Raw genomic sequence first — 18,592 nt, 5'->3', positions numbered from 1 at the left:
GCCTTGAAACTGCTGATTCTCGACCGTGACGGGGTGATCAACCATGACTCCGACGCCTACATCAAGACGCTGGACGAGTGGGTCCCGATCCCGGGCTCGGTCGAAGCGATCGCGCAGTTGAGCAAGGCGGGCTGGACGGTGGCCGTGGCCACCAATCAGTCCGGCATCGCCCGTGGCTACTACTCGCTGGCGACCCTCGAGGCCATGCACGCGCGCCTGCGCGCGCTGGTGGCCGAGCAGGGCGGCGAGGTGGGCCATATCGTCTATTGCCCGCACGGGCCGGATGCAGGCTGCGAGTGCCGCAAGCCCAAGCCCGGCATGCTGCGGGCGATCGCCGAGCACTACCAGGTCGGCCTCGAAGGCGTCTGGTTCGTCGGCGACAGCAAAGGTGACCTGGAGGCCGCCCTGGCCGTCGGTGCACAACCCGTGCTGGTGAAAACCGGCAAGGGTGAGAGGACCCTGGAAAAAGGCGTCCCGGAAACTACACTGATTTTCGACGATCTGGCAGCTATCGCCAGAGAACTTATTTAAACGACAATGCGCCCTCGGGCGCATTTTTCCTAGGCGGGCATGCCCCGCAATGGTATTTGCCACTATGTCGATCCTGCAGGCGATCAGAATCTTTCTTTTTTACCTGCTGCTGGGCACCAGTTCGCTGCTGTGGTGCTCGCTGAGCTTTTTCGTCGCGCCGTTCCTGCCGTTCCCCAAGCGCTACAAGTTCATCAACGTGTACTGGTGCCGCTGCGCGGTGTTCCTGACCCGGACCATCCTTGGCATCGACTTCAAGGTCACCGGCGCCGAGAACGTGCCGAGCGAGCCCTGCGTGATCCTGTCCAACCACCAGAGCACCTGGGAGACGTTCTTCCTGTCCCAGTACTTCTCGCCGCTGAGCCAGGTGCTCAAGCGCGAGCTGCTGTACGTGCCGTTCTTCGGTTGGGCCATGGCCATGCTGCGGCCGATCGCGATCAATCGCGACAACCCCAAGGAAGCCCTGCGCCAGGTGGCCAGCAAGGGTGACGAACTGCTCAAGCAGAAGACCTGGGTGCTGATCTTCCCGGAAGGCACTCGGGTACCGTTCGGTACCGTGGGCAAGTTCTCCCGTGGCGGTACTGCGCTGGCGGTGAATGCCGGGCTGCCGGTGCTGCCGATCGCCCACAACGCCGGCAAGTTCTGGCCGAAGACCGGCTGGGGCAAGCGCTCGGGCACCATCGAGGTAGTGATCGGCAAGCCGATGTACGCCGAAGGCAGCGGGCCGCGGGCCATCGCCGAGCTCAACGACCGCGCCCAGGCGTGGAACGAGGCGACGCAACGGGCCATGGGTTCGCTGCCGCCGGTGGGTGAAAAGCCCCAGGAGCAGACGGCCTGACGATCTGTGGATAACTTGTGAGCAAGTTTTTCAGGAAATGCTCGGAGTCTTCGCTAAGTGCATGAATTAGCTGTTTATTTCCGTGTATGACATTTTTCTGAAAAACGTGCATAAGTTTTTTCGAGGCATAAGAAAACCGGCTTTTACAGCCGGTTTTTTTATGCGCCCCTGCCGGTGCCGACTGCTCTGTGTAGGAGCGGCCTTGTGTCGCGAAAGGGCCGCAAAGCGGCCCCGGGATTTCAGCCGTGATGCTTGAATTGCCGGGGCTGCTTTGCAGCCCTTTCGCGACACAAGGCCGCTCCTGCCAGCCCTGCGCCAGCCATCAGACCTTGTCGATATCCACGTCCTTGGTTTCTTTCAGGCAGAAGATCCCCACCACCAGGCTGATGCCGGTCACCAGCACCGGGTACCACAACCCGTAGAAGATATCCCCGGTATACACCACGAGCGCGAACGACACGGTCGGCAGGAAGCCGCCGAACCAGCCGTTGCCGATGTGATAGGGCAGCGACATCGAGGTGTAGCGGATGCGCGTCGGGAACAGCTCGACCATCACCGCCGCCAGTGGCCCGTAGGTCATGGTCGCGATCAGGATCATCGCCACGATCAGCACCACCACCATCACCTGGTTGACCTGCGCGGGGTCGGCCTTGGCCGGGTAGCCCGCCTGCTCGATCGCCGTGCGCATGGCAGTTTCGTCGAAGCCGTTGATGGTCTTGTCGCCGATGTTCACCACCACCTCGCTACCGGCGACGTTCACCGAGCTGTATGGCAGGCCCTGCTTGACCAGGAAGGTCTTGACCTTGTCGCACGGGCTGTCGAAACGCGCCTTGCCCACCGGGTCGAACTGGAAGGTGCAGCCTTGCGGGTCGGCGGTGACCACGATCGGCGCCTGGCGGCTGGCGGCGTCGATCTGCGGGTTGGCGTAGTGGCTCAGGGCCTTGAACATCGGGAAGTACAGCACCGTGGCCAGCAGCAGGCCCACCATCAGGATCGGCTTGCGACCGATGCGGTCCGACAGCCAGCCGAAGAACACGAAGAACGGCGCGCCGATCACCACGCTGATGATCAGCAGGGTGTTGGCCTGGGCCGGGTCCATCTTGAGCATCTGGGTGAGGAAGAACAGCACGTAGAACTGCGCGGTGTAGAAGGTCACGGCCTGCCCGGCGTTGATGCTGAACAGGGCGGTGAGCACCACCTTGAGGTTGGGCCAGGAGGTGAACGACTCGCGGATCGGCGACTTGCTGACCTTGCCCTGGGCCTTCATTTTCACGAAGGCTGGCGACTCGTGCATGCTCATGCGGATCCAGGTGGAGATCGCCAGCAGGACGATCGACAGCAGGAACGGCAGGCGCCAGCCCCAGGTTTCGAACTGGTCACCGCTGATGTAGCGGCTGCCCAGCACCACCAGCAACGACAGCAGCAGGCCGAGGGTGGCGGTGGACTGGATGAAACCGGTGTGGAAGCCGCGCTTGCCGGGCGGTGCGTGCTCGGCGACGTAGGTCGCCGCGCCACCGTATTCACCGCCCAGCGCCAGCCCCTGGAGCATGCGCAGGATCACCAGGATGATCGGTGCGGCGATGCCGATGCTGGCGTAGGTCGGCAGCAGGCCGACGGCGAAGGTCGACAGGCCCATCAGCACGATGGTCACCAGGAAGGTGTACTTGCGCCCGATCATGTCGCCCAGGCGGCCGAACACCAGCGCACCGAACGGCCGCACGAGAAAGCCGGCGGCGAAGGCCATGAGGGCGAAGATGAAGGCGGTGGTGTCGTTCACCCCGGCGAAGAACTGTTTGCTGATGACTGCGGCCAAGGCGCCGTAGAGAAAAAAGTCATACCACTCGAACACCGTCCCGAGGGATGACGCGAAGATGATCTTGCGTTCTTCGCGACGGCTGGAAGTGCTGGCCGTCGCACCCTGCTCTTGGATGTAATCCGACATCGTTGCTGTCCTCGGCCCGCAGGCCACAGTGATTATTCTTGTTGTTCCACTGTCGGCAGCTGCTGACCGCGAGCTGCCGTTACTGCACGCTCCCGGGTCAGGGGGTCGGTACCGCGTCTTCGTTCAGGTAGGTCTGGGTCGGAGCTCCTTTGAGGATCAGTTGCGCCGCCTTCTCGGCGATCATCAGGGTGGGGGAACAGGTGTTGCCGGAGGTGATCTGCGGCATGATCGAGGCATCGGCCACACGCAGGCCGGGGATGCCGTGCACGCGCAGCTGGTTATCCACAACGTCCGTGGCACCGTTGCCCATGCGGCAGGTGCCGACCGGGTGGAAGATGGTGGTGCCGATCTTGCCGGCGGCTTCGTACAGGTCTTGTTCGCTGTGCAGGGACGCGCCGGGCAGGTATTCCTCGGGCTCGAACGCGGCGAGGGCAGGGGCCTGGACGATGCGCCGGGTGAGGCGGATGGCATCGGCGGCGACGCGCAGGTCCTGGGGATCACTCAGGTAGTTGGGGTCGATCCGGGGTGCGCTGTTCATGTCGGCGCTGTGGATATCGATGCGCCCACGGCTGGCCGGGCGCAGGTTGCACACCGAAGCGGTGAACGCCGCAAACCGATGCAGCGGCTCGCCGAAGCGCTCCAGCGACAGCGGCTGCACGTGGTACTGCAGGTTCGCCGTGGCCTGCTCCGGGCTCGAGCGCACGAACGCGCCCAGCTGGCTCGGCGCCATGGCCAGCGGCCCGCTGCGGTCGTAGAGGTAGCGCAGGCCCATGCCCAGCTTGCCCCACAGGCTGTTGGCCATCTGGTTGAGGGTGCGGGTGTTGCGGATCTGGTAGATCAGCCGCAGCTGCAGGTGGTCCTGCAGGTTGCCGCCGACGCCGGGCATGTCGTGGCGCACACCGATGCCCAGTCGTTCGAGCAGCTGGCGCGGGCCGATGCCGGAGCGTTGGAGAATGCCGGGCGAGCCGACCGCGCCCGCGCAGAGAATGATCTCGCGGCGTGCAGCAAATTCATGCCAGGCGCCTTCCCACCGCGCTTTTACCGCACGGGCACGGGTGTTGTTCAACAACACCTGGTCGACCTGCACGCCGGTCAGCACGGTGAGGTTGGGGCGGGCCTTGATCGGCCGCAGAAACGCTTTGGACGCATTCCAGCGCACGCCACTGCGCTGGTTGACCTGAAAGTATCCACAGCCCTGGTTGTCGCCGGTGTTGAAGTCGTCGACCTTGCCGATACCGCTCTGCTCGGCGGCATCGCGGAAGGCATCGAGGATCGGCCAACTGTAGCGCTGGCGCTCGACCCGCCATTCACCATCGCCGCCATGGTGCTCGCTGGCGCCGGCGAAGTGGTTTTCGCTGGCCTTGAACAGCGGCAGCACGTCGTTCCAGGCCCAGCCGTCGTTGCCTTGCTCGGCCCAGTGGTCGTAGTCGGCGGCCTGGCCGCGCATGTAGATCATGCCGTTGATCGAGGAGCAACCGCCCAGCACCTTGCCCCGTGGATAGCCCAGGGCACGGCCACCCAGGCCGGGCTGTGCTTCGGTCTTGAAGCACCAGTCGGTGCGCGGGTTGCCGATGCAATAGAGGTAGCCGACGGGGATGTGTATCCAGGGATGATTGTCACGCCCACCGGCTTCGAGCAGCAGCACGCGGCAGGCAGGGTCGGCGGAAAGACGATTGGCCAGCAGGCAGCCGGCGGGACCGGCACCCACGACCACGTAGTCGTAGACTGAATCGGCTGATGGCATGTGCAACCTCGCGCCTGATTATTATTCTTGTCCCGATCCAGCTTAGTGCGTAATTTCGCCAGGGAAACACGAGATTTTGCGCAGCGGTTGTGCGTTTTAGCACAGCGGCAAGCCTGTACCGGCCTCTTCGCGGCTAAAGCCGCTCCTACAAATAATGCGATCCCTGTAGGAGCGGCTTTAGCCGCGAAAGGGCCGGTAAGAACAACACAGGGATCAGCATGTTCGACTGGAACGATCTGCGGTTTTTCCTCGAGTTGCAGCGCAGCGGCCGCCTGCTCACGGCAGCCAAGCGTCTCAATACCACCCACAGCACCGTCGCCCGGCATATCGAGAGCATCGAGAAGAGCCTGGGCACGCCACTGTTCGTGCAGCACGCCCAAGGCTATCAACTGACGCCCTCGGGTCAGGCCCTGCTCAAGCACGCCGAAGCCATGGAAAACGTCGCCCTGCTGGCCCAGGAGGAGATCACCCAGGCCATTACCCCGCTGGGCAAGATCCGCCTGGGGGTCACCGAAGGCATCGGCATCATGTTCTTCACCCCGCGCATGAACGCGCTGTTCGCCCGCTACCCGGGCCTTGAGGTGGAACTGGTGGCAGTGCCACGCTTCGTCAGCATCCTCAACCGCGAGGCCGAGATCAGCATCCACCTGGAACGGCCCAACGCCGACCTGCTGATCACCCGCAAGCTCACCGACTACCGCCTGGCGCTGTACGCCAGCCAGGAGTACCTCGACCGCGCGCCGCCGCTGCGCCACCGCGAAGACCTGGCCCGGCACAACTGGATCGGCTACGTCGACGACCTGCTGTTCAGCCAGGAGCTGCTGTTTCTCAACAGCTTCTGCCGGGCACCCAACGTGGTGTTCCGCAGCACCAGCGTGATCGCCCAGCAGACTGCTGCCCGCGCCGGCCTGGGCATCGCCGTGCTGCCCAACTACATGGGTCGCCACGACCCGGCCCTGGTGCGTGTGCTGCCCAGCGAGACCATCCAGCGCAGCTACTGGATCTGCACCCGGCGCGAGCTGCACAAGTCGGTGCGCCTGCGGGTGGTGTGGGACTACCTGCTGGCGCTGTGTGCGGCCCAGCAGGACGAGCTGCTAGCCGAGTAATGCCTTGCCGGCCAGCAGCAGGGCGGCCAGCCAGCCGGCCACGGCAAACAGCTGCTGCAGGCGCGGCCCGGCGATTTTCGCCGCCAGCGGCCGCGCCGCCAGCAGGCCGACCACCGCACCGATGGCGAAGGGCGCGCCGACTTGCCAATGCATGACGCCGGCCAGGCTGGCGCTGACCACGCTGCCCGTGGAGACCAGCGCGATGACCGCCAGTGAGGTCGAGACGATGCTCTTCATGCGCAGGTTGGTATAGCGGTTCAGGGCAGGGATGATGACGAAACCACCGCCCACCCCGAGCAGGCCGGACAGCAAGCCCGACAGGGCACCGGTCAGGGCCAGGGCCCGGGCGCACGGCAGCGTCCAGCGCAAGCGGCCCTGCAGAGGGTTGAGCACGCAAGGTTCGATGAAGCGATGGGCATCGTTGGCTTCGCCGCGCAGCGCCTGGGCCGCCTTGCGCCAGATACGCAGGCAGGCGTAGACCAGCACCCCGGCGAACACCAGCGCCAGCGGCGTGTTGGGCAAGCGGTGGGCAAGCATCAGGCCGAACGGCGCTGCAGCGATGCCGATCAGTGCGATGAACAAGGCAGCGCGATAGCGCACCACCCCTTCACGCAAGCCGAGAACCGCGCCCACGGCTGCCGCCATGCCGACCGCAAGCAAGCCGATCGGCGCCGCTTCGACCATCGACAGGCCAAGGCCGAACACCAGCAGTGGCACCGCGAGGATGCCGCCACCGGCCCCGGTCAGCGCCAGCACTGCGCCGATGATTGCCCCCAGCCCTGCGCCGAGCAGTTGATGGTCGATCACTGCGCATCCTCGACCACCAGCGGCTGTGGCCGCGCCAGCCACTCACGCCCTTTGAGCATGCCTTGCCAGTACAGCGCAGGCAGTACGCGCGCCTTCAGCAGCCAGGCCAGGCGCGTCGGCTGGCGCCCATCGAGCAGCCAACGCGGGAAACTCGGTGCGACCTTGCCGCCGTAGGTGAATTCGGCGAGCACGATCTTGCCGCGCTCGACAGTCAGCGGGCAGGAGCCATAGCCATCGTACTGGGCAAGGGTCGACAGCCGCCCCAACGCCACCAGCACGTTGTTGGCCACCACCGGCGCCTGCTTGCGCGCGGCGGCAGCGGTCTTGGCGTTGCTGGTGCTGGCCACGTCGCCGAGGGCGTGCACATTGCCGAACCGGCGGTGGCGCAGGGTATGCGGGTCGACATCGACCCAGCCTGAGCCATCGACCAGGGGGCTGCTGCGGATGAAGTCCGGGGCCACCTGCGGCGGGACCACATGCAACATGTCGAAGGCCTCGGTGCGAGTTTCGCTGCTGCCATCGGCCAGCGTGCGCACGAAGGTGGCGCGCTGGTTGGGGCCATCCACTGCGACCAGGCGCTGGCTGTAGCTGAGGTCGACGCCGTACTTGTCGATGTAGGCCATCAACGCCGGCACGTAGTCGGGCACACCGAACAGCACGGCGCCGGCATTGAAGAAGCTGGCCTTCACGTCGCCAAGACGACCGCTGCGCAACCAGTGGTCGCAAGACAGGTACAACGCCTTCTGCGGCGCGCCGGCGCACTTGATCGGTATCGGCGGCTGGGTGAACAGGGCACGGCCCTGCTTGAGCGTTTGCACCAGCTCCCAGGTGTAGGGCGCCAGGTCATAGCGATAGTTGGACGTGACACCATTGCGACCCAGGGCTTCGCTGAGCCCGTCGACGGCGTCCCAGTCGAGCTTGAGGCCGGGGCAGACCACCAGTTGTTCATAACTGATGGCGCGGCCACCTTCGAGGGTGACCAGCTGGGCAGCCGGGTCGAAACCCTCGACCCGCGCCTTGACCCAGCGCACGCCACTGGGGATGGCCGAGGCCATGGTCCGGGCCGTGCTCGGCGCGTTGAAAACCCCGGCGCCGACCAGGGTCCAGCCAGGCTGGTAGAAGTGCACCTCGGCTGGGTCGATCAGGGCGATGTCCAGCGACGGGTCGCGGGCGATCAGGCTGGAGGCAGTGGCGATACCGGCGGCACCGGCACCGACGATGACCACCTTGTGGTGGTCGGCATTGGCAGGCATGACAGTCAATCCTGGAATCTGTAATGAGGGGCAGGGCGGTCAGAGCTTGTTCAGCGGGATCTTCAGGTAGCTCACGCCGTCCGCTTCCGGCTCGGGGAAATGGCCGCTGCGCATGTTCACCTGCACCGACGGCAGGATCAGCACGGGCATGTCGAGGGTCTTGTCGCGGGCTTCGCGCATGGCGACGAAACTGTCCTCGTCGATGCCCTGGTGGATGTGGATGTTGCTGGCGCGCTGTTCGGCCACCGTGGTCACGTACTGCAGGTCGCGGCCACCGGGCAGGTAGTCGTGGCACATGAACAGCCGGGTCTGGTCGGGGAAGGCCAGCAGGCGGCGGATCGAGCGGTACAGCGTACGTGCGTCGGCGCCGGGGAAATCGCAGCGGGCCGTGCCGTAGTCGGGCATGAACAGGGTGTCGCCGACAAACACCGCCGTCTCGCCGGCATCGGCGATCATGAAGCTCATGCACGCTGGGGTATGGCCTGGCGTGTGCAGGGCACGGGCGTGCAGGTTGCCAATGCTGAAGCCTTCCTCATCCTCGAGCAGCACATCGAACTGGCTGCCATCGCGGGCGAAACCGGACTCGGCATTGAACAGCGTGCCAAAGACTTTCTGCACCTGGGTGATGTGCGCGCCGATGGCAGTATGGCCGCCGAGCTGAGCCTTGAGGTACGCCGCCGCCGAGAGATGGTCGGCGTGCACGTGGGTTTCCAGCACCCACTGCACCTTGGCGTTCAGCTCAGCCACGCGCGCGATCAGGCGATCCGCCGAGGCGGTGCAGGTGCGCCCGGACTTGGGGTCGTAGTCCAGCACGCTGTCGATCAACGCGCACTGCAAGGTTTCACGGTCCAGGACCAGGTAGCTGATGGTCGAGGTCGCCTTGTCGAAGAAGGCGTCCACGTGAAGGTTGTTGCCGATGATCATCACGTTCTCCAATTGATCCACCTCGCCTTGTAGGGCATGGGCAGTGACAGGAGGTTTATCAAGATGCATGCCAGGCCTTTTGCGCACCGGCCACCAATGAAACCGGCGCGCGACTGGCGGCCTTCAGCCAGCTTGGCAGTGCGCTTGGCAGTCGACTGTCAGCCAATGGCAGTGTTTGGCAGTCCTTGTTACCCTGCGCCGGGTCATCCATTGGTACTGTCATGTCCGAATCCCATCCCCTCATCCTAGCTCTGGTTTCCTACCTTGAGCACGATGCCCTGCCGACCATCGTGCTGGACACCGACTACAGCATCCTGGCTGCCAACGCTGCGTATCGGCGGCAGTTCGGCCGTGACCAGCAGGCACCGCTGGGGGAGAAGTGCCACAAGGTGTCCCACCACTATGCCGTGCCCTGCGACCAGGCCGGCGAGCACTGCCCGATGCGCAAGGCGTGGCACAGCAAGGTGCCGGAGCGGGTGCTGCACATTCATCACACACCGCGTGGGCCCGAGCATGTGGATGTCGAGCTGCGGCCGATCCTCGATGAACAGGGCAGGGTGGTGGCCTTCGTCGAGCGGCTGACCAGCATCACCCTGGCCTCGGCGCAACCTCAGCAGCAGGGGCTGGTGGGCCGAGCGCCTGCGTTCAAGGCAGCATTGGCCGGCCTGCAACGTGCAGCGCCGGCCCAGATCCCGGTGTTGCTGCAGGGCGAGTCGGGCACCGGCAAGGAACTGTTTGCCCGCGCCATCCACATGGGCAGCCCGCGGGCGAACGGCCCGCTGGTGGTGGTGGACTGCACCGGCCTGACCGAGTCGCTGTTCGAGAGCGAGCTGTTCGGTTACGAGAAGGGCGCGTTCACCGGCGCCAACCAGCGCAAGATCGGATTGGCCGAAGCGGCCCACGGCGGCACGTTGTTCCTTGATGAGATCGGCGAGGTGCCGTTGGCGATGCAGGTCAAGCTGCTGCGCCTGATCGAGTCCGGCAGTTTCCGCCCGGTGGGCAGCCTGCGTACCGTGCATGCGGATTTCCGCCTGGTGTCGGCTACCCATAAGCCGTTGAAACAGATGGTGGCGGACGGCAGCTTCCGTGAAGACCTTTACTACCGCATCAGCGGCTTCCCGATCCGCTTGCCGGCACTGCGCGAGCGGGTGGAGGATTTGCCGTTGCTGGCCGAAAGCTTGTTGCAGCGTATGGCCGGCACGCCGACCGTGCGGCTGAGCAAAGAGGCACTGACGCAACTGGGCCTGCATCCATTCCCAGGCAATATTCGCGAGTTGCGCAATATCCTGGAGCGGGCGCGGCTGTTTGCCGATGACGGGTTGATCCGGCCTGAGCATCTGCCGGAAGACGTCGGGGCACAACTGGCGATGAGCAGAGGGCGAAACGATCTGGGTGATCTGGCGCATGCGCTTGAGCATTTCCAAGGATCACGCAGCGAACTGGCCCGCCACCTTGGCCTTAGCGAACGTACCCTGTACCGCCGTCTGAAAACCCTCGGCCTTAATTAATCCCTGTCGGAGCGGGTTTACCCGCGAAGAATCCGACTCGGTGGATGGCACCGGCTTCGCCGGTGTTCGCGGGTGAACCCGCTCCCCCAAGGAATCGTGCAAGGTTTCAAGTCGAGTCGGTCTTTACCTGACCTTTACCTCTGCCCTTACATTAACCGGCAAAATTCGTGGTCTGATCAGTTAACCGCACCAGGCAACCAGCACTACCCGCCGTGCGTCAACAGGCTGAGGAATACCCCATGAAGAAAACCCTGACCATACTCTGCGCTGCGCTTGTGCTTGGCACCCCCCTGGCCAGCTTCGCTCAACCCGGTCCGGATCGCCATGACGATGGCCGCGGCCCGTCCCACGAGGGCTATCAGCCCCATGGCCAACCGGATCGCCATGACCGCCATGACAACGGCCGTTACCCGGCCTACCACAACCCGAACTTCCGCCCCCAAGCGGGCATGCCGATGCCACATCAGCAATGGCACCGTGGCTACGTGGTGGAACCGCGCTATCGCGCCGACCGCTACTGGGTGACCGACTGGCGTGCACGTCACCTGTACGCACCGCCACGTGATCACCGCTGGTTGTACGTGAACGGTGACTATGTGCTGGTGGCGATTGCCAGTGGCGTGGTGGTCAGCGTCCTCTCCGGCTACTGATTCCGACAGCCAGGAAAGCCCGCATTAGCGGGCTTTTCCATCTCACCGAGTTGTGGGTTCCACGTGGAACACTCTGAATCAGAGCATGACACGCGCGGTGTCTGCCTCGATTTCAAGCCGGGTTTCATAGCCAGCGCACAAGGCCGCAAAGCGCTGCAGGATTGCCCAGGCCTGGTCGCCTGTGGCCAGCCTTGGCCGGCCACGCCGGTGGATGGCCTCGCCGAGCCCCAAGTGCACCGGGTGCAATTCGATGCCAGTGAGGGTGCGGCCCTCAAATGTACAGATCGGCACGACGCTCTCCCAGAATCGCGCATCGGACGGGAAGCTGCGTGTATCGTTGCGGGTACGCTGCAGGAACACCTTGGACGGCGTCTGTTGGCGGTCGACGCGAAACTGATCGTAGCTGTCCACGGGTAGCCGCTCGACCAGTTCGTTCTGGCCGATGAAGTTGCCCAGGCTGTAGAAGATCGGTTTGCCCTGATAGATCTCCATGCCACGCAGCAAGTGCGGGCCATGGCCGACGACGATATCGACGCCCGCGTCGATCAGCTTGCGCGCCACCGGCTGGATGAATTCGGCGGGCACTTCCAGGTCCCATTCACCCTCATCGTTGTAGCCCAGTTCGTGGGCATGCAGGCTGACCATCACGATGTCCGAAGTCAGCCGTGCTTCCTCGACCCAACGCAAGATGCCATCCAGGTCTTTCTTGCGCACGAGCGTGCGCAATCGAGTGCGGGCGCCTTCACGGAACAACAGTGGGGTGAACGGGCCGAATACCTGCAGCGAAGGGTCGGGCAGGGGATGCGCGAACCCCAGGTCCACCGCCCCCTGGTACAGACGATCGAGGCCCAGGTCGCAAATCAGCTGACGCACCTGTTCCATCTGTTCGGTAGTGACTTCATGCAAGGTGTCGTAGCCCAGCGGGTTGAGGCCTGGGCGGCCTGGCATGTCGCGGCTCTGGTCGCTGGCGTCCTGGCCCTTGCCGTAGGTCGAGCTACAGGCCAGCAGGGCAACGGTTCCCGCCGGCGTGGTGCAGTACACAGGGCGGCGGGCTTCCTCGAGATTGCGCCCAGTGCCAGCGAACAGCAGTTCACGCTTGAGCAATTGTTCGTGGGCGGCGTGAAGCCCGCTGATACCGTAGTCCAGGCTGTGATTGTTGGCGGTCGAGAACAGGTCGAAGCCACCTTCGACCAGCTCATCGAGCACCCAGGCCGGGGCCCCGAAATGCGAGCCACCGCTTTCCAGGGCCGGGTCACCGGCAAAGTCGTTGGGCAATACCTCCAGGTTGGTGAAGCTCACGTCCGCCGCTCGGATCAGGTCGAACAACGGGCTCAGCGTCTGGTCGTCCCGGCTGTGCAGGCGGCGCTGCAAGATACTGTCGCCGGTCAGGGCAATCTTCATGGTCTACCTCGCAAGGGGGTGAAATCCGCCCGGACTATAGGGCACGGCTGCACAGCATCGGACTGAATACGGTTCATCCCGATAGCCAACCGTTATCACCCGCCTGCCACCCTCCGATTTGGCTATGGGCATCACTTTTTTTCAGAAGCCGCCGCCGTGACTCGCTGCTTACCATGCAAGCGCCCCGCCGAAGGGGAGGCTTTCTCATGAACAGCAAGTTCAAGGCGTAGAGCACTATGAAAAAAACAATAATCGGCGTCGCGGGCCTTCCGCTCTGCGCGCTGCCGCTGGCTGTCAGCCTGGCGCTCGTGGCAACCGGCGCACAGGCCGTTACCTTCAACATCGGGGAAATCGAGGGGCGTTTCGACTCAAGCCTGTCCATCGGGGCAAGCTGGGGGATGGCTAGCCCGGACCGCGCCTTCATCGGCAGTCGCAACGGGGGGACCGCCTCCACCCAGACCTCCGACGACGGCCGCCTGAATTTCAAGAAAGGCGAGACGTTCTCGAAGATCTTCAAAGGCGTGCACGACCTCGAACTCAAGTACGGCGACACCGGCGTATTCGTGCGTGGCAAGTATTGGTACGACTTCGAACTGAAGGACGAAAGCCGCCCGCTCTATGACATCGACGACAAGCACCGCGACACTGCCGCCAAGGCTTCGGGCGTCGAGCTGCTGGATGCCTTCGTCTATCACAACTACGCCATCAACGACCTGCCCGGCACCGTCCGCGCCGGCCGCCAGGTGGTCAGCTGGGGCGAAAGCACGTTCATCCAGAACGGTATCAACAGCATCAACCCGGTCGATGTCTCGGCCTTGCGCCGCCCAGGTTCCGAGGTGAAGGAAGCACTGATTCCCGTCAGCATGCTCTATTTCAACCAAGGCCTGACCGACAGCCTGTCGGTCGAAGCCTTCTACCAGTTGCAGTGGGAAAAAACCGTCGCCGACAACTGCGGCACGTTTTTCAGCAGCGATGTAGCGGCCAAGGGCTGCGACATCAACATGGCAATCAACGGCAGTGACTTTGACCGCGATATCGATGGCACCGGCGTAATCGGCGGTTACGGTTATGTGCCACGGCTGTCGGACAAAGACCCACGCAACAGCGGCCAGTTCGGCGTGGCCCTGCGCTGGATGGTGCCGGAACTCAATGACACCGAATTCGGCTTGTACGCCATGAACTATCACAGCCGTACCCCGACCAGCTCCTGGACAGTAGGCCGGGGTGCCTTGGCCGACCCGGTGGGCGGCCTGGCAGGGCAGGGTGGTATCAGCACGGCACGCTACTACCTGGCGTATCCGGAAGACATTCGCTTGTACGGCCTGAGCTTCAGCACGACGGTCGGCGCAACTGCCGTGGCCGGCGAAATCAGCTACCGGCCGAACATGCCACTTTCACTGAACGCCAGCGATGTATCGGCAGCCGCCACGCTCGGCGCTGCTGCCACCAACCCGCGGGTCAATGCTGGCTTGCCTGTCTTCCAGACCGGTTTCGCCAGCTCCGCCTACGGCTCGCTGATCAATGGCTATGTGCGCAAACCCTTCACACAGGCGCAAGTCACGCTGACGCGCACCATCGATCAACTGACCTTCATCGGGGCCGATCGGCTGACGCTGGTGGGCGAAGTCGGCTACAGCCACATTGCCGACCTGGGTGCGACCGATGGTTCGGACCTGCGCTTCGGCCGCAGCAGTGTCTACGGCAATGGCGAATTGTCCCAGGCCGGCACCGCTCCCTTGCTCGGTGGTATTTCCGGCAACAACCTGTGCCGCCAGGTTGCCAACTCCGCCAACCCGGACCAGTGCACCAGCAAGGGCTTCTATACCGCCGACTCCTGGGGTTACCGGCTGCGCGCCACGCTGGAATATGCCGACCTGATCGGCGGTGTGGTATTGCGCCCGAGCTTGTCCTTCGCCCACGACGTCGAAGGCTTCGGCCCGACCTTCAACGAAGGCGACAAGTCGATAAGCATTGGCCTGGATGCCGAATACATGACCCGCTACAACCTGGCCATCAGTTACACCGATTACTTCGGCGGCGACTTCAACACCAACACCGACCGCGACTTTCTTGCCGTCAGCCTTGGCGTGAGCTTCTGACGCCCCTTTGCTCCTGGAGGTAGACCATGTTTCGCAAATCCTTGATCCGCAGCAGCTGCCTGGCCTTGGGCCTGCTGGCCAGCCAGGTGATGGCCGCAGTGTCCGAGCAGGAAGCCGCACGCCTGGGCGGCGACCTGACGCCTGTCGGTGCAGAAAAAAGCGCTAACGCCGATGGCAGCATCCCAGCCTGGACCGGCGGCCTGCCGGCCAGTACCGGTGCGGTGAACGCCGGAGGCTTCATCCCCAACCCCTACGCCAACGAAAAGCCACTGTTCGTCATCACCGCGCAGAACGCCGAGCAGTACACGGCGCGCCTGACCCCGGGTCAGCTGGCGATGTTCAAACGGTTCCCGGACACCTACCGCATCCCGGTGTACACCACCCACCGCAGTGTCACACTGCCGGAAAAGGTATTTGCTGCGGTGAAGGAAAACGCCACCCGCACCACCCTCGCGGAAGGCGGTAACGGGCTGCAGAATTTCAAGATGGCGATTCCTTTCCCGATTCCCCAGTCGGGCCTGGAAGTGATCTGGAACCATATCACTCGCTACCGAGGCGATTCGATCCTGCGCAACACCGCACAGATGAACCCGCTGGAAAACGGCACCTACACCGTCAGCATGTTGAAAGAACAGTTCGCCTTTCCGTTCGGGCTGAAGGATTACGACCCGCAGAAGATGGCCAATATCCTGTTCTACTTCCGTCAGGAAATTCTCTCGCCACCTCGGCGGGCCGGCAGTGTGATGCTGGTGCTGGAAACCCTCGATCAGGTCGCCGAGCCGCGCATGGCCTGGATGTACAATGCCGGCCAGCGCCGGGTGCGCCGCGCCCCACAGGTCGGTTACGACAGCCCCGGCGCCGAGGGGATGCGCACCTACGACGACTTCGACATGTTCAACGGTGCACCGGATCGCTATGACTGGAAGCTGCTGGGCAAAAAAGAAATCTATATTCCCTACAACAGCTACGACCTGGACTCGCCGCAGCTCAAGTACGACGACATCATTCGCCCAGGCCACCTCAACCCCGACCACACCCGTTACGAACTGCACCGCGTCTGGCATGTGGTCGCCACCCTCAAGCCCGGGCAGCGCCATATCTACAGCAAGCGTGACCTGTATATCGATGAAGACAGCTGGCAGATCGCCGAAGCCGATGCCTACGACAGCCGTGGCAGCCTGTGGCGGGTTTCCGAAGGGCATGCACGGTTCTTCTACGACCAGCAGTTCCCCTGGCTGACAGCCGAGACTCATTACGACGTGAGCAATGGCCGCTACACCGTCTCGGGCCTGCGCAACGAAGAGAAAAAGGACAGCTACGACTTCTCGCTGAACGCGTCGAGCAAGGATTTCACCCCGAATGCCTTGCGTGCCACCGGGATTCGCTGACCGCCAGCCGCGCCCACGACCACCGTGGGTGCGGGCTCGTCCGCTGCTGGCTTTTATGCTCTAGTTCGCATCCCCTCATGTTCAGGTGTGTGCCCATGAAGTTGCATCAACTGCGCGCGGTCGTCGCGATCTGCGAGAGTGGCAGTATCCAGGAGGCCTCACGGATACTGCATGTTTCCCAGCCAGCCCTGTCCAAAAGCATCAAGGAACTGGAATCGGAGCTGGGCGTGCCGCTGTTGGTGCGGTCCAACCGTGGCATCACTGCCACCCCTTACGGTGAACACCTTGTCCGCCGCGCGCGGCTGGTGGTGGAGGAGGTGCGTCGGGCGCGGGACGAGATCGAGACACTCAAGGGCACCATGGATGGCCGGGTGACCATCGGCGTATCGCCGGTAACCCCCAGCCAACAGTTCGTCAGTTGCATCCTCAGCTACCGCAAGCGCTATCCCAAGGTTGAGCTGCAGATTCTTGAACTGCGCCCGGCCAAGCTCATGGAAGGTTTACGCGAAGGCCTGCTGGACCTGGCCCTGACTTCACACCCGCCGCTGCGCAGCGTTGAAGGCTTCGAGTGGCACGAACTGTACGCCCAACCTACCACTTTGGCTGTGCGCAAAGGCCATCCACGTTCAAAGGCGCGCTCGTTGAGCGAGTTGCTCGACCTGGAATGGCTGCTGCCCGATGCGCTGGACAGCGGCATGGCCGGACGCATGTTCGAGGAGTACGGCGTCAAACCACCAGAGCGCACCATCGTCTGCGCATCCGTGGTGCTGTACGCAGAGCTCGCCGCGACTACCGACGCCGTCAGTAGCTGGTCGCGTCGGGTGTTCGACTTGCCCATCGTGTCTGGCAACCTCGACATGCTGTCGATCGCAGAGCGCGTGCCCGGCACCGACATTTCCCTGGTCTGCCGACCTGTGGAACTGATGACCCGGGAGACGCAGAAGTTCGTCGACGACATCATCTACGCCTTCAAGAACCCGCAACCCTTGCGCTCACCGCTCCATAACCATCCCTGATAAGCATGCCGATAGATCATTATTCAGCGATCAGCGGCTGCGGCATCCTGCCTGAATGAACCCTGGAGTAGCCCGTTATGCCGTTCTCCCGCCGTAACCTCGTGCTGGTGATGCTGATGGCAGTGATGATCATCAGTGTGCTGGACAAGAGCATCTTCGCGTTCGCCGGTGCGCAGATCATCGATGAGTTGAAACTGACGCCCGCCGAATTCGGCTTCGTCGGCAGTGCGTTCTTTTTCCTCTATTCCATCTCCGGGGTGGCCGTAGGTTTCCTCGCCAACCGCTTTCCCAGTCGCTGGATCCTGGTGGGCATGTCCATGGTGTGGATGTTCTCGCAAGTACTGGTAAGCGTCAGCAGCAGTTTTGCGGCGCTGGTTCTCAGCCGCTTGATGCTTGGTGCCGGCACCGGCCCCGGTACTGCCGTGACTCAGCATGCCTGCTTCAAATGGTTCGGGCCCACCGAGCGGGTGATGCCGGCATCGCTTATCCAGGTCTCGATCATGCTCGGTGCCGTGCTTGCCGCTGTCAGTTTGCCGTTTCTGATTGCCCAGGCCGGTTGGCGCATGGCCTACCTGGCGCTGGCGCTGATCGGGCTGCTGTGGATGCTGACGTGGCTGGTCTTCGGTCGTGAGGGTTCACAGGTGGAGGAGGAGAGCGAGAGCACTGGGCAACCCTTGCCAGGCTACCGCCGGCTACTGCTCAACCGGACCTTCCTCGGCATCACCTTGATTGGATTCATAGGCTTTTTACCCAACGCGTTGGTCTACAGCTGGGTGCCTGTCTATCTGCAGAAGGGCCTTGGCATGGCCGCGATGCAGTCGGGTTACGTGGTCATGGGGGTTACCCTGGCGGTCATCTTGTGCAACCTCGGCGTCTCGGCAATCTCCCAACGGGCACTCAAGCGAGGCGCCAGCCCACAACGGGCAATGGTGGCATTGCCATTGGCGTGCTGCCTGATCGCCGGTTTCGCCTTCCTCCTGATGACCCAGACCCACGGCCACAGGCTTGCAACGCTGACGCTATACGCCGTTGGCGCGGTATCCATCAATGTGTTGCCTACGTTCGCCAACACCATCGTTGCCTTCATTGCCCCCGGCGTGCGCCGGGGGTCGATGTTGTCGATTCATATTGGCGGGGTGACCAGCGCCGGCATGCTCGCTCCCTGGCTGGTTGGCCAATTGGTAGCGGTCCGCGGCGGTGACATCGCCCAGGGTTTCGAGTCCGCGCTGGCGCTGATCGGCGCAGCCATCATCGTCTGCACCCTGATTGCCTTCTGGCTGGTACGGCCAGAGCGCACCCGTGAGCAACTGCAAGCCAACGAAGCGTCTCTGCAGCCGGCGCTGCACGCCAGCTAGTTGTCAGGCCGCAGCCGTGCGGCCTTTTCCCCA

At 63.5% G+C, this 18,592-nt stretch carries 15 protein-coding genes; 9 read left to right on the top strand and 6 right to left on the bottom strand.

Annotation, left to right across the window (positions count from 1 at the left end; translation table 11 throughout):
• Positions 1-3: 3 nt before the first annotated feature.
• Together gmhB and ACIP21_RS06920 are read left to right on the top strand one after the other, a co-directional pair.
• Positions 4-531, top strand: coding sequence for a D-glycero-beta-D-manno-heptose 1,7-bisphosphate 7-phosphatase (gene gmhB, locus ACIP21_RS06925; protein ID WP_400685544.1), 528 nt, complete (start codon positions 4-6; stop codon positions 529-531).
• Positions 532-580: 49 nt separating this feature from the next.
• Positions 581-1,366 carry a lysophospholipid acyltransferase family protein gene (locus ACIP21_RS06920; protein WP_400685541.1) on the top strand — a complete coding sequence of 262 codons (786 nt, stop codon included), beginning with the start codon at positions 581-583 and terminating at the stop codon, positions 1,364-1,366.
• 322 nt (positions 1,367-1,688) lie between these two features.
• Here ACIP21_RS06920 and ACIP21_RS06915 read toward each other — a convergent pair whose 3' ends face one another.
• Positions 1,689-3,308, bottom strand: coding sequence for an MFS transporter (locus ACIP21_RS06915; protein WP_400685538.1), 1,620 nt, complete (start codon positions 3,306-3,308; stop codon positions 1,689-1,691).
• 97 nt (positions 3,309-3,405) lie between these two features.
• Positions 3,406-5,052 (bottom strand): GMC family oxidoreductase, encoded by a 1,647-nt coding sequence (locus tag ACIP21_RS06910; RefSeq protein WP_400685535.1) that lies wholly within the window; start codon positions 5,050-5,052, stop codon positions 3,406-3,408.
• A gap of 218 nt (positions 5,053-5,270) precedes the next feature.
• Here ACIP21_RS06910 and ACIP21_RS06905 point away from each other — a divergent pair, with 218 nt between their 5' ends.
• On the top strand, positions 5,271-6,158 hold the full coding sequence (locus ACIP21_RS06905) for a LysR family transcriptional regulator (RefSeq protein ID WP_400685532.1): 888 nt from the start codon (positions 5,271-5,273) through the stop codon (positions 6,156-6,158).
• On the opposite strand, the gene ACIP21_RS06900 is transcribed toward ACIP21_RS06905, so the two are convergent.
• The 3 genes from ACIP21_RS06900 to ACIP21_RS06890 are packed head-to-tail and all read right to left on the bottom strand — an operon-like array spanning position 6,147 to position 9,142.
• Entirely contained in the window at positions 6,147-6,965 is an 819-nt protein-coding gene (locus ACIP21_RS06900; RefSeq protein ID WP_400685529.1) for a sulfite exporter TauE/SafE family protein, read from the bottom strand. The genes ACIP21_RS06905 and ACIP21_RS06900 overlap by 12 nt on opposite strands.
• Positions 6,962-8,218 (bottom strand): FAD/NAD(P)-binding oxidoreductase, encoded by a 1,257-nt coding sequence (locus tag ACIP21_RS06895; protein WP_400685526.1) that lies wholly within the window; start codon positions 8,216-8,218, stop codon positions 6,962-6,964. Before ACIP21_RS06895 ends, ACIP21_RS06900 begins: the two co-directional genes overlap by 4 nt.
• Positions 8,219-8,257: 39 nt before the next feature.
• The gene (locus tag ACIP21_RS06890) at positions 8,258-9,142 is read right to left on the bottom strand and encodes an MBL fold metallo-hydrolase (protein WP_400685885.1); all 885 of its coding nucleotides are present in this window, start codon (positions 9,140-9,142) and stop codon (positions 8,258-8,260) included.
• Positions 9,143-9,363: 221 nt separating this feature from the next.
• On the opposite strand from ACIP21_RS06890, the gene ACIP21_RS06885 reads away from it, so the two are divergent.
• Both ACIP21_RS06885 and ACIP21_RS06880 read left to right on the top strand, forming a co-directional pair.
• Positions 9,364-10,650, top strand: coding sequence for a sigma-54 interaction domain-containing protein (locus ACIP21_RS06885; RefSeq protein ID WP_400685523.1), 1,287 nt, complete (start codon positions 9,364-9,366; stop codon positions 10,648-10,650).
• 239 nt (positions 10,651-10,889) lie between these two features.
• On the top strand, positions 10,890-11,300 hold the full coding sequence (locus tag ACIP21_RS06880; RefSeq protein ID WP_400685520.1) for an RcnB family protein: 411 nt from the start codon (positions 10,890-10,892) through the stop codon (positions 11,298-11,300).
• 78 nt (positions 11,301-11,378) lie between these two features.
• Here ACIP21_RS06880 and ACIP21_RS06875 read toward each other — a convergent pair whose 3' ends face one another.
• On the bottom strand, positions 11,379-12,701 hold the full coding sequence (locus ACIP21_RS06875; RefSeq protein WP_400685517.1) for a CapA family protein: 1,323 nt from the start codon (positions 12,699-12,701) through the stop codon (positions 11,379-11,381).
• Between the two features lie 236 nt (positions 12,702-12,937).
• Between ACIP21_RS06875 and ACIP21_RS06870 the strand changes: the two genes are divergently transcribed.
• From ACIP21_RS06870 to ACIP21_RS06855, 4 genes are all read left to right on the top strand, one after another.
• Positions 12,938-14,800 (top strand): DUF1302 domain-containing protein, encoded by a 1,863-nt coding sequence (locus tag ACIP21_RS06870; RefSeq protein ID WP_400685514.1) that lies wholly within the window; start codon positions 12,938-12,940, stop codon positions 14,798-14,800.
• Between the two features lie 26 nt (positions 14,801-14,826).
• Entirely contained in the window at positions 14,827-16,188 is a 1,362-nt protein-coding gene (locus ACIP21_RS06865) for a DUF1329 domain-containing protein (RefSeq protein WP_400685511.1), read from the top strand.
• 95 nt (positions 16,189-16,283) lie between these two features.
• Positions 16,284-17,204 (top strand): LysR substrate-binding domain-containing protein, encoded by a 921-nt coding sequence (locus tag ACIP21_RS06860; protein WP_400685508.1) that lies wholly within the window; start codon positions 16,284-16,286, stop codon positions 17,202-17,204.
• 77 nt (positions 17,205-17,281) lie between these two features.
• A complete protein-coding gene (locus tag ACIP21_RS06855) occupies positions 17,282-18,559 on the top strand; it encodes an MFS transporter (RefSeq protein WP_400685506.1) in 1,278 nt (425 codons plus the stop codon).
• The last annotated feature ends 33 nt before the right edge of the window (positions 18,560-18,592 follow it).

This window comes from Pseudomonas sp. NPDC089401, from assembly GCF_044749485.1.
In the GTDB taxonomy this organism is placed as follows: domain Bacteria; phylum Pseudomonadota; class Gammaproteobacteria; order Pseudomonadales; family Pseudomonadaceae; genus Aquipseudomonas.
The sequence above is the reverse complement of the archived record's forward strand: the minus strand, read 5'-3'. Positions and strand labels throughout refer to the sequence as shown.

Coding starts and splice junctions, on each gene's coding strand:
- ACIP21_RS06920 (WP_400685541.1), top strand. CDS start 581: ATGGTATTTGCCACTATGTCGATCCTGCAGGCGATCAGAATCTTTCTT.
- ACIP21_RS06915 (WP_400685538.1), bottom strand. CDS start 3,308: ATGTCGGATTACATCCAAGAGCAGGGTGCGACGGCCAGCACTTCCAGC.
- ACIP21_RS06910 (WP_400685535.1), bottom strand. CDS start 5,052: ATGCCATCAGCCGATTCAGTCTACGACTACGTGGTCGTGGGTGCCGGT.
- ACIP21_RS06905 (WP_400685532.1), top strand. CDS start 5,271: ATGTTCGACTGGAACGATCTGCGGTTTTTCCTCGAGTTGCAGCGCAGC.
- ACIP21_RS06895 (WP_400685526.1), bottom strand. CDS start 8,218: ATGCCTGCCAATGCCGACCACCACAAGGTGGTCATCGTCGGTGCCGGT.
- ACIP21_RS06890 (WP_400685885.1), bottom strand. CDS start 9,142: ATGATCATCGGCAACAACCTTCACGTGGACGCCTTCTTCGACAAGGCG.
- ACIP21_RS06885 (WP_400685523.1), top strand. CDS start 9,364: ATGTCCGAATCCCATCCCCTCATCCTAGCTCTGGTTTCCTACCTTGAG.
- ACIP21_RS06880 (WP_400685520.1), top strand. CDS start 10,890: ATGAAGAAAACCCTGACCATACTCTGCGCTGCGCTTGTGCTTGGCACC.
- ACIP21_RS06875 (WP_400685517.1), bottom strand. CDS start 12,701: ATGAAGATTGCCCTGACCGGCGACAGTATCTTGCAGCGCCGCCTGCAC.
- ACIP21_RS06870 (WP_400685514.1), top strand. CDS start 12,938: ATGAAAAAAACAATAATCGGCGTCGCGGGCCTTCCGCTCTGCGCGCTG.
- ACIP21_RS06865 (WP_400685511.1), top strand. CDS start 14,827: ATGTTTCGCAAATCCTTGATCCGCAGCAGCTGCCTGGCCTTGGGCCTG.
- ACIP21_RS06860 (WP_400685508.1), top strand. CDS start 16,284: ATGAAGTTGCATCAACTGCGCGCGGTCGTCGCGATCTGCGAGAGTGGC.
- ACIP21_RS06855 (WP_400685506.1), top strand. CDS start 17,282: ATGCCGTTCTCCCGCCGTAACCTCGTGCTGGTGATGCTGATGGCAGTG.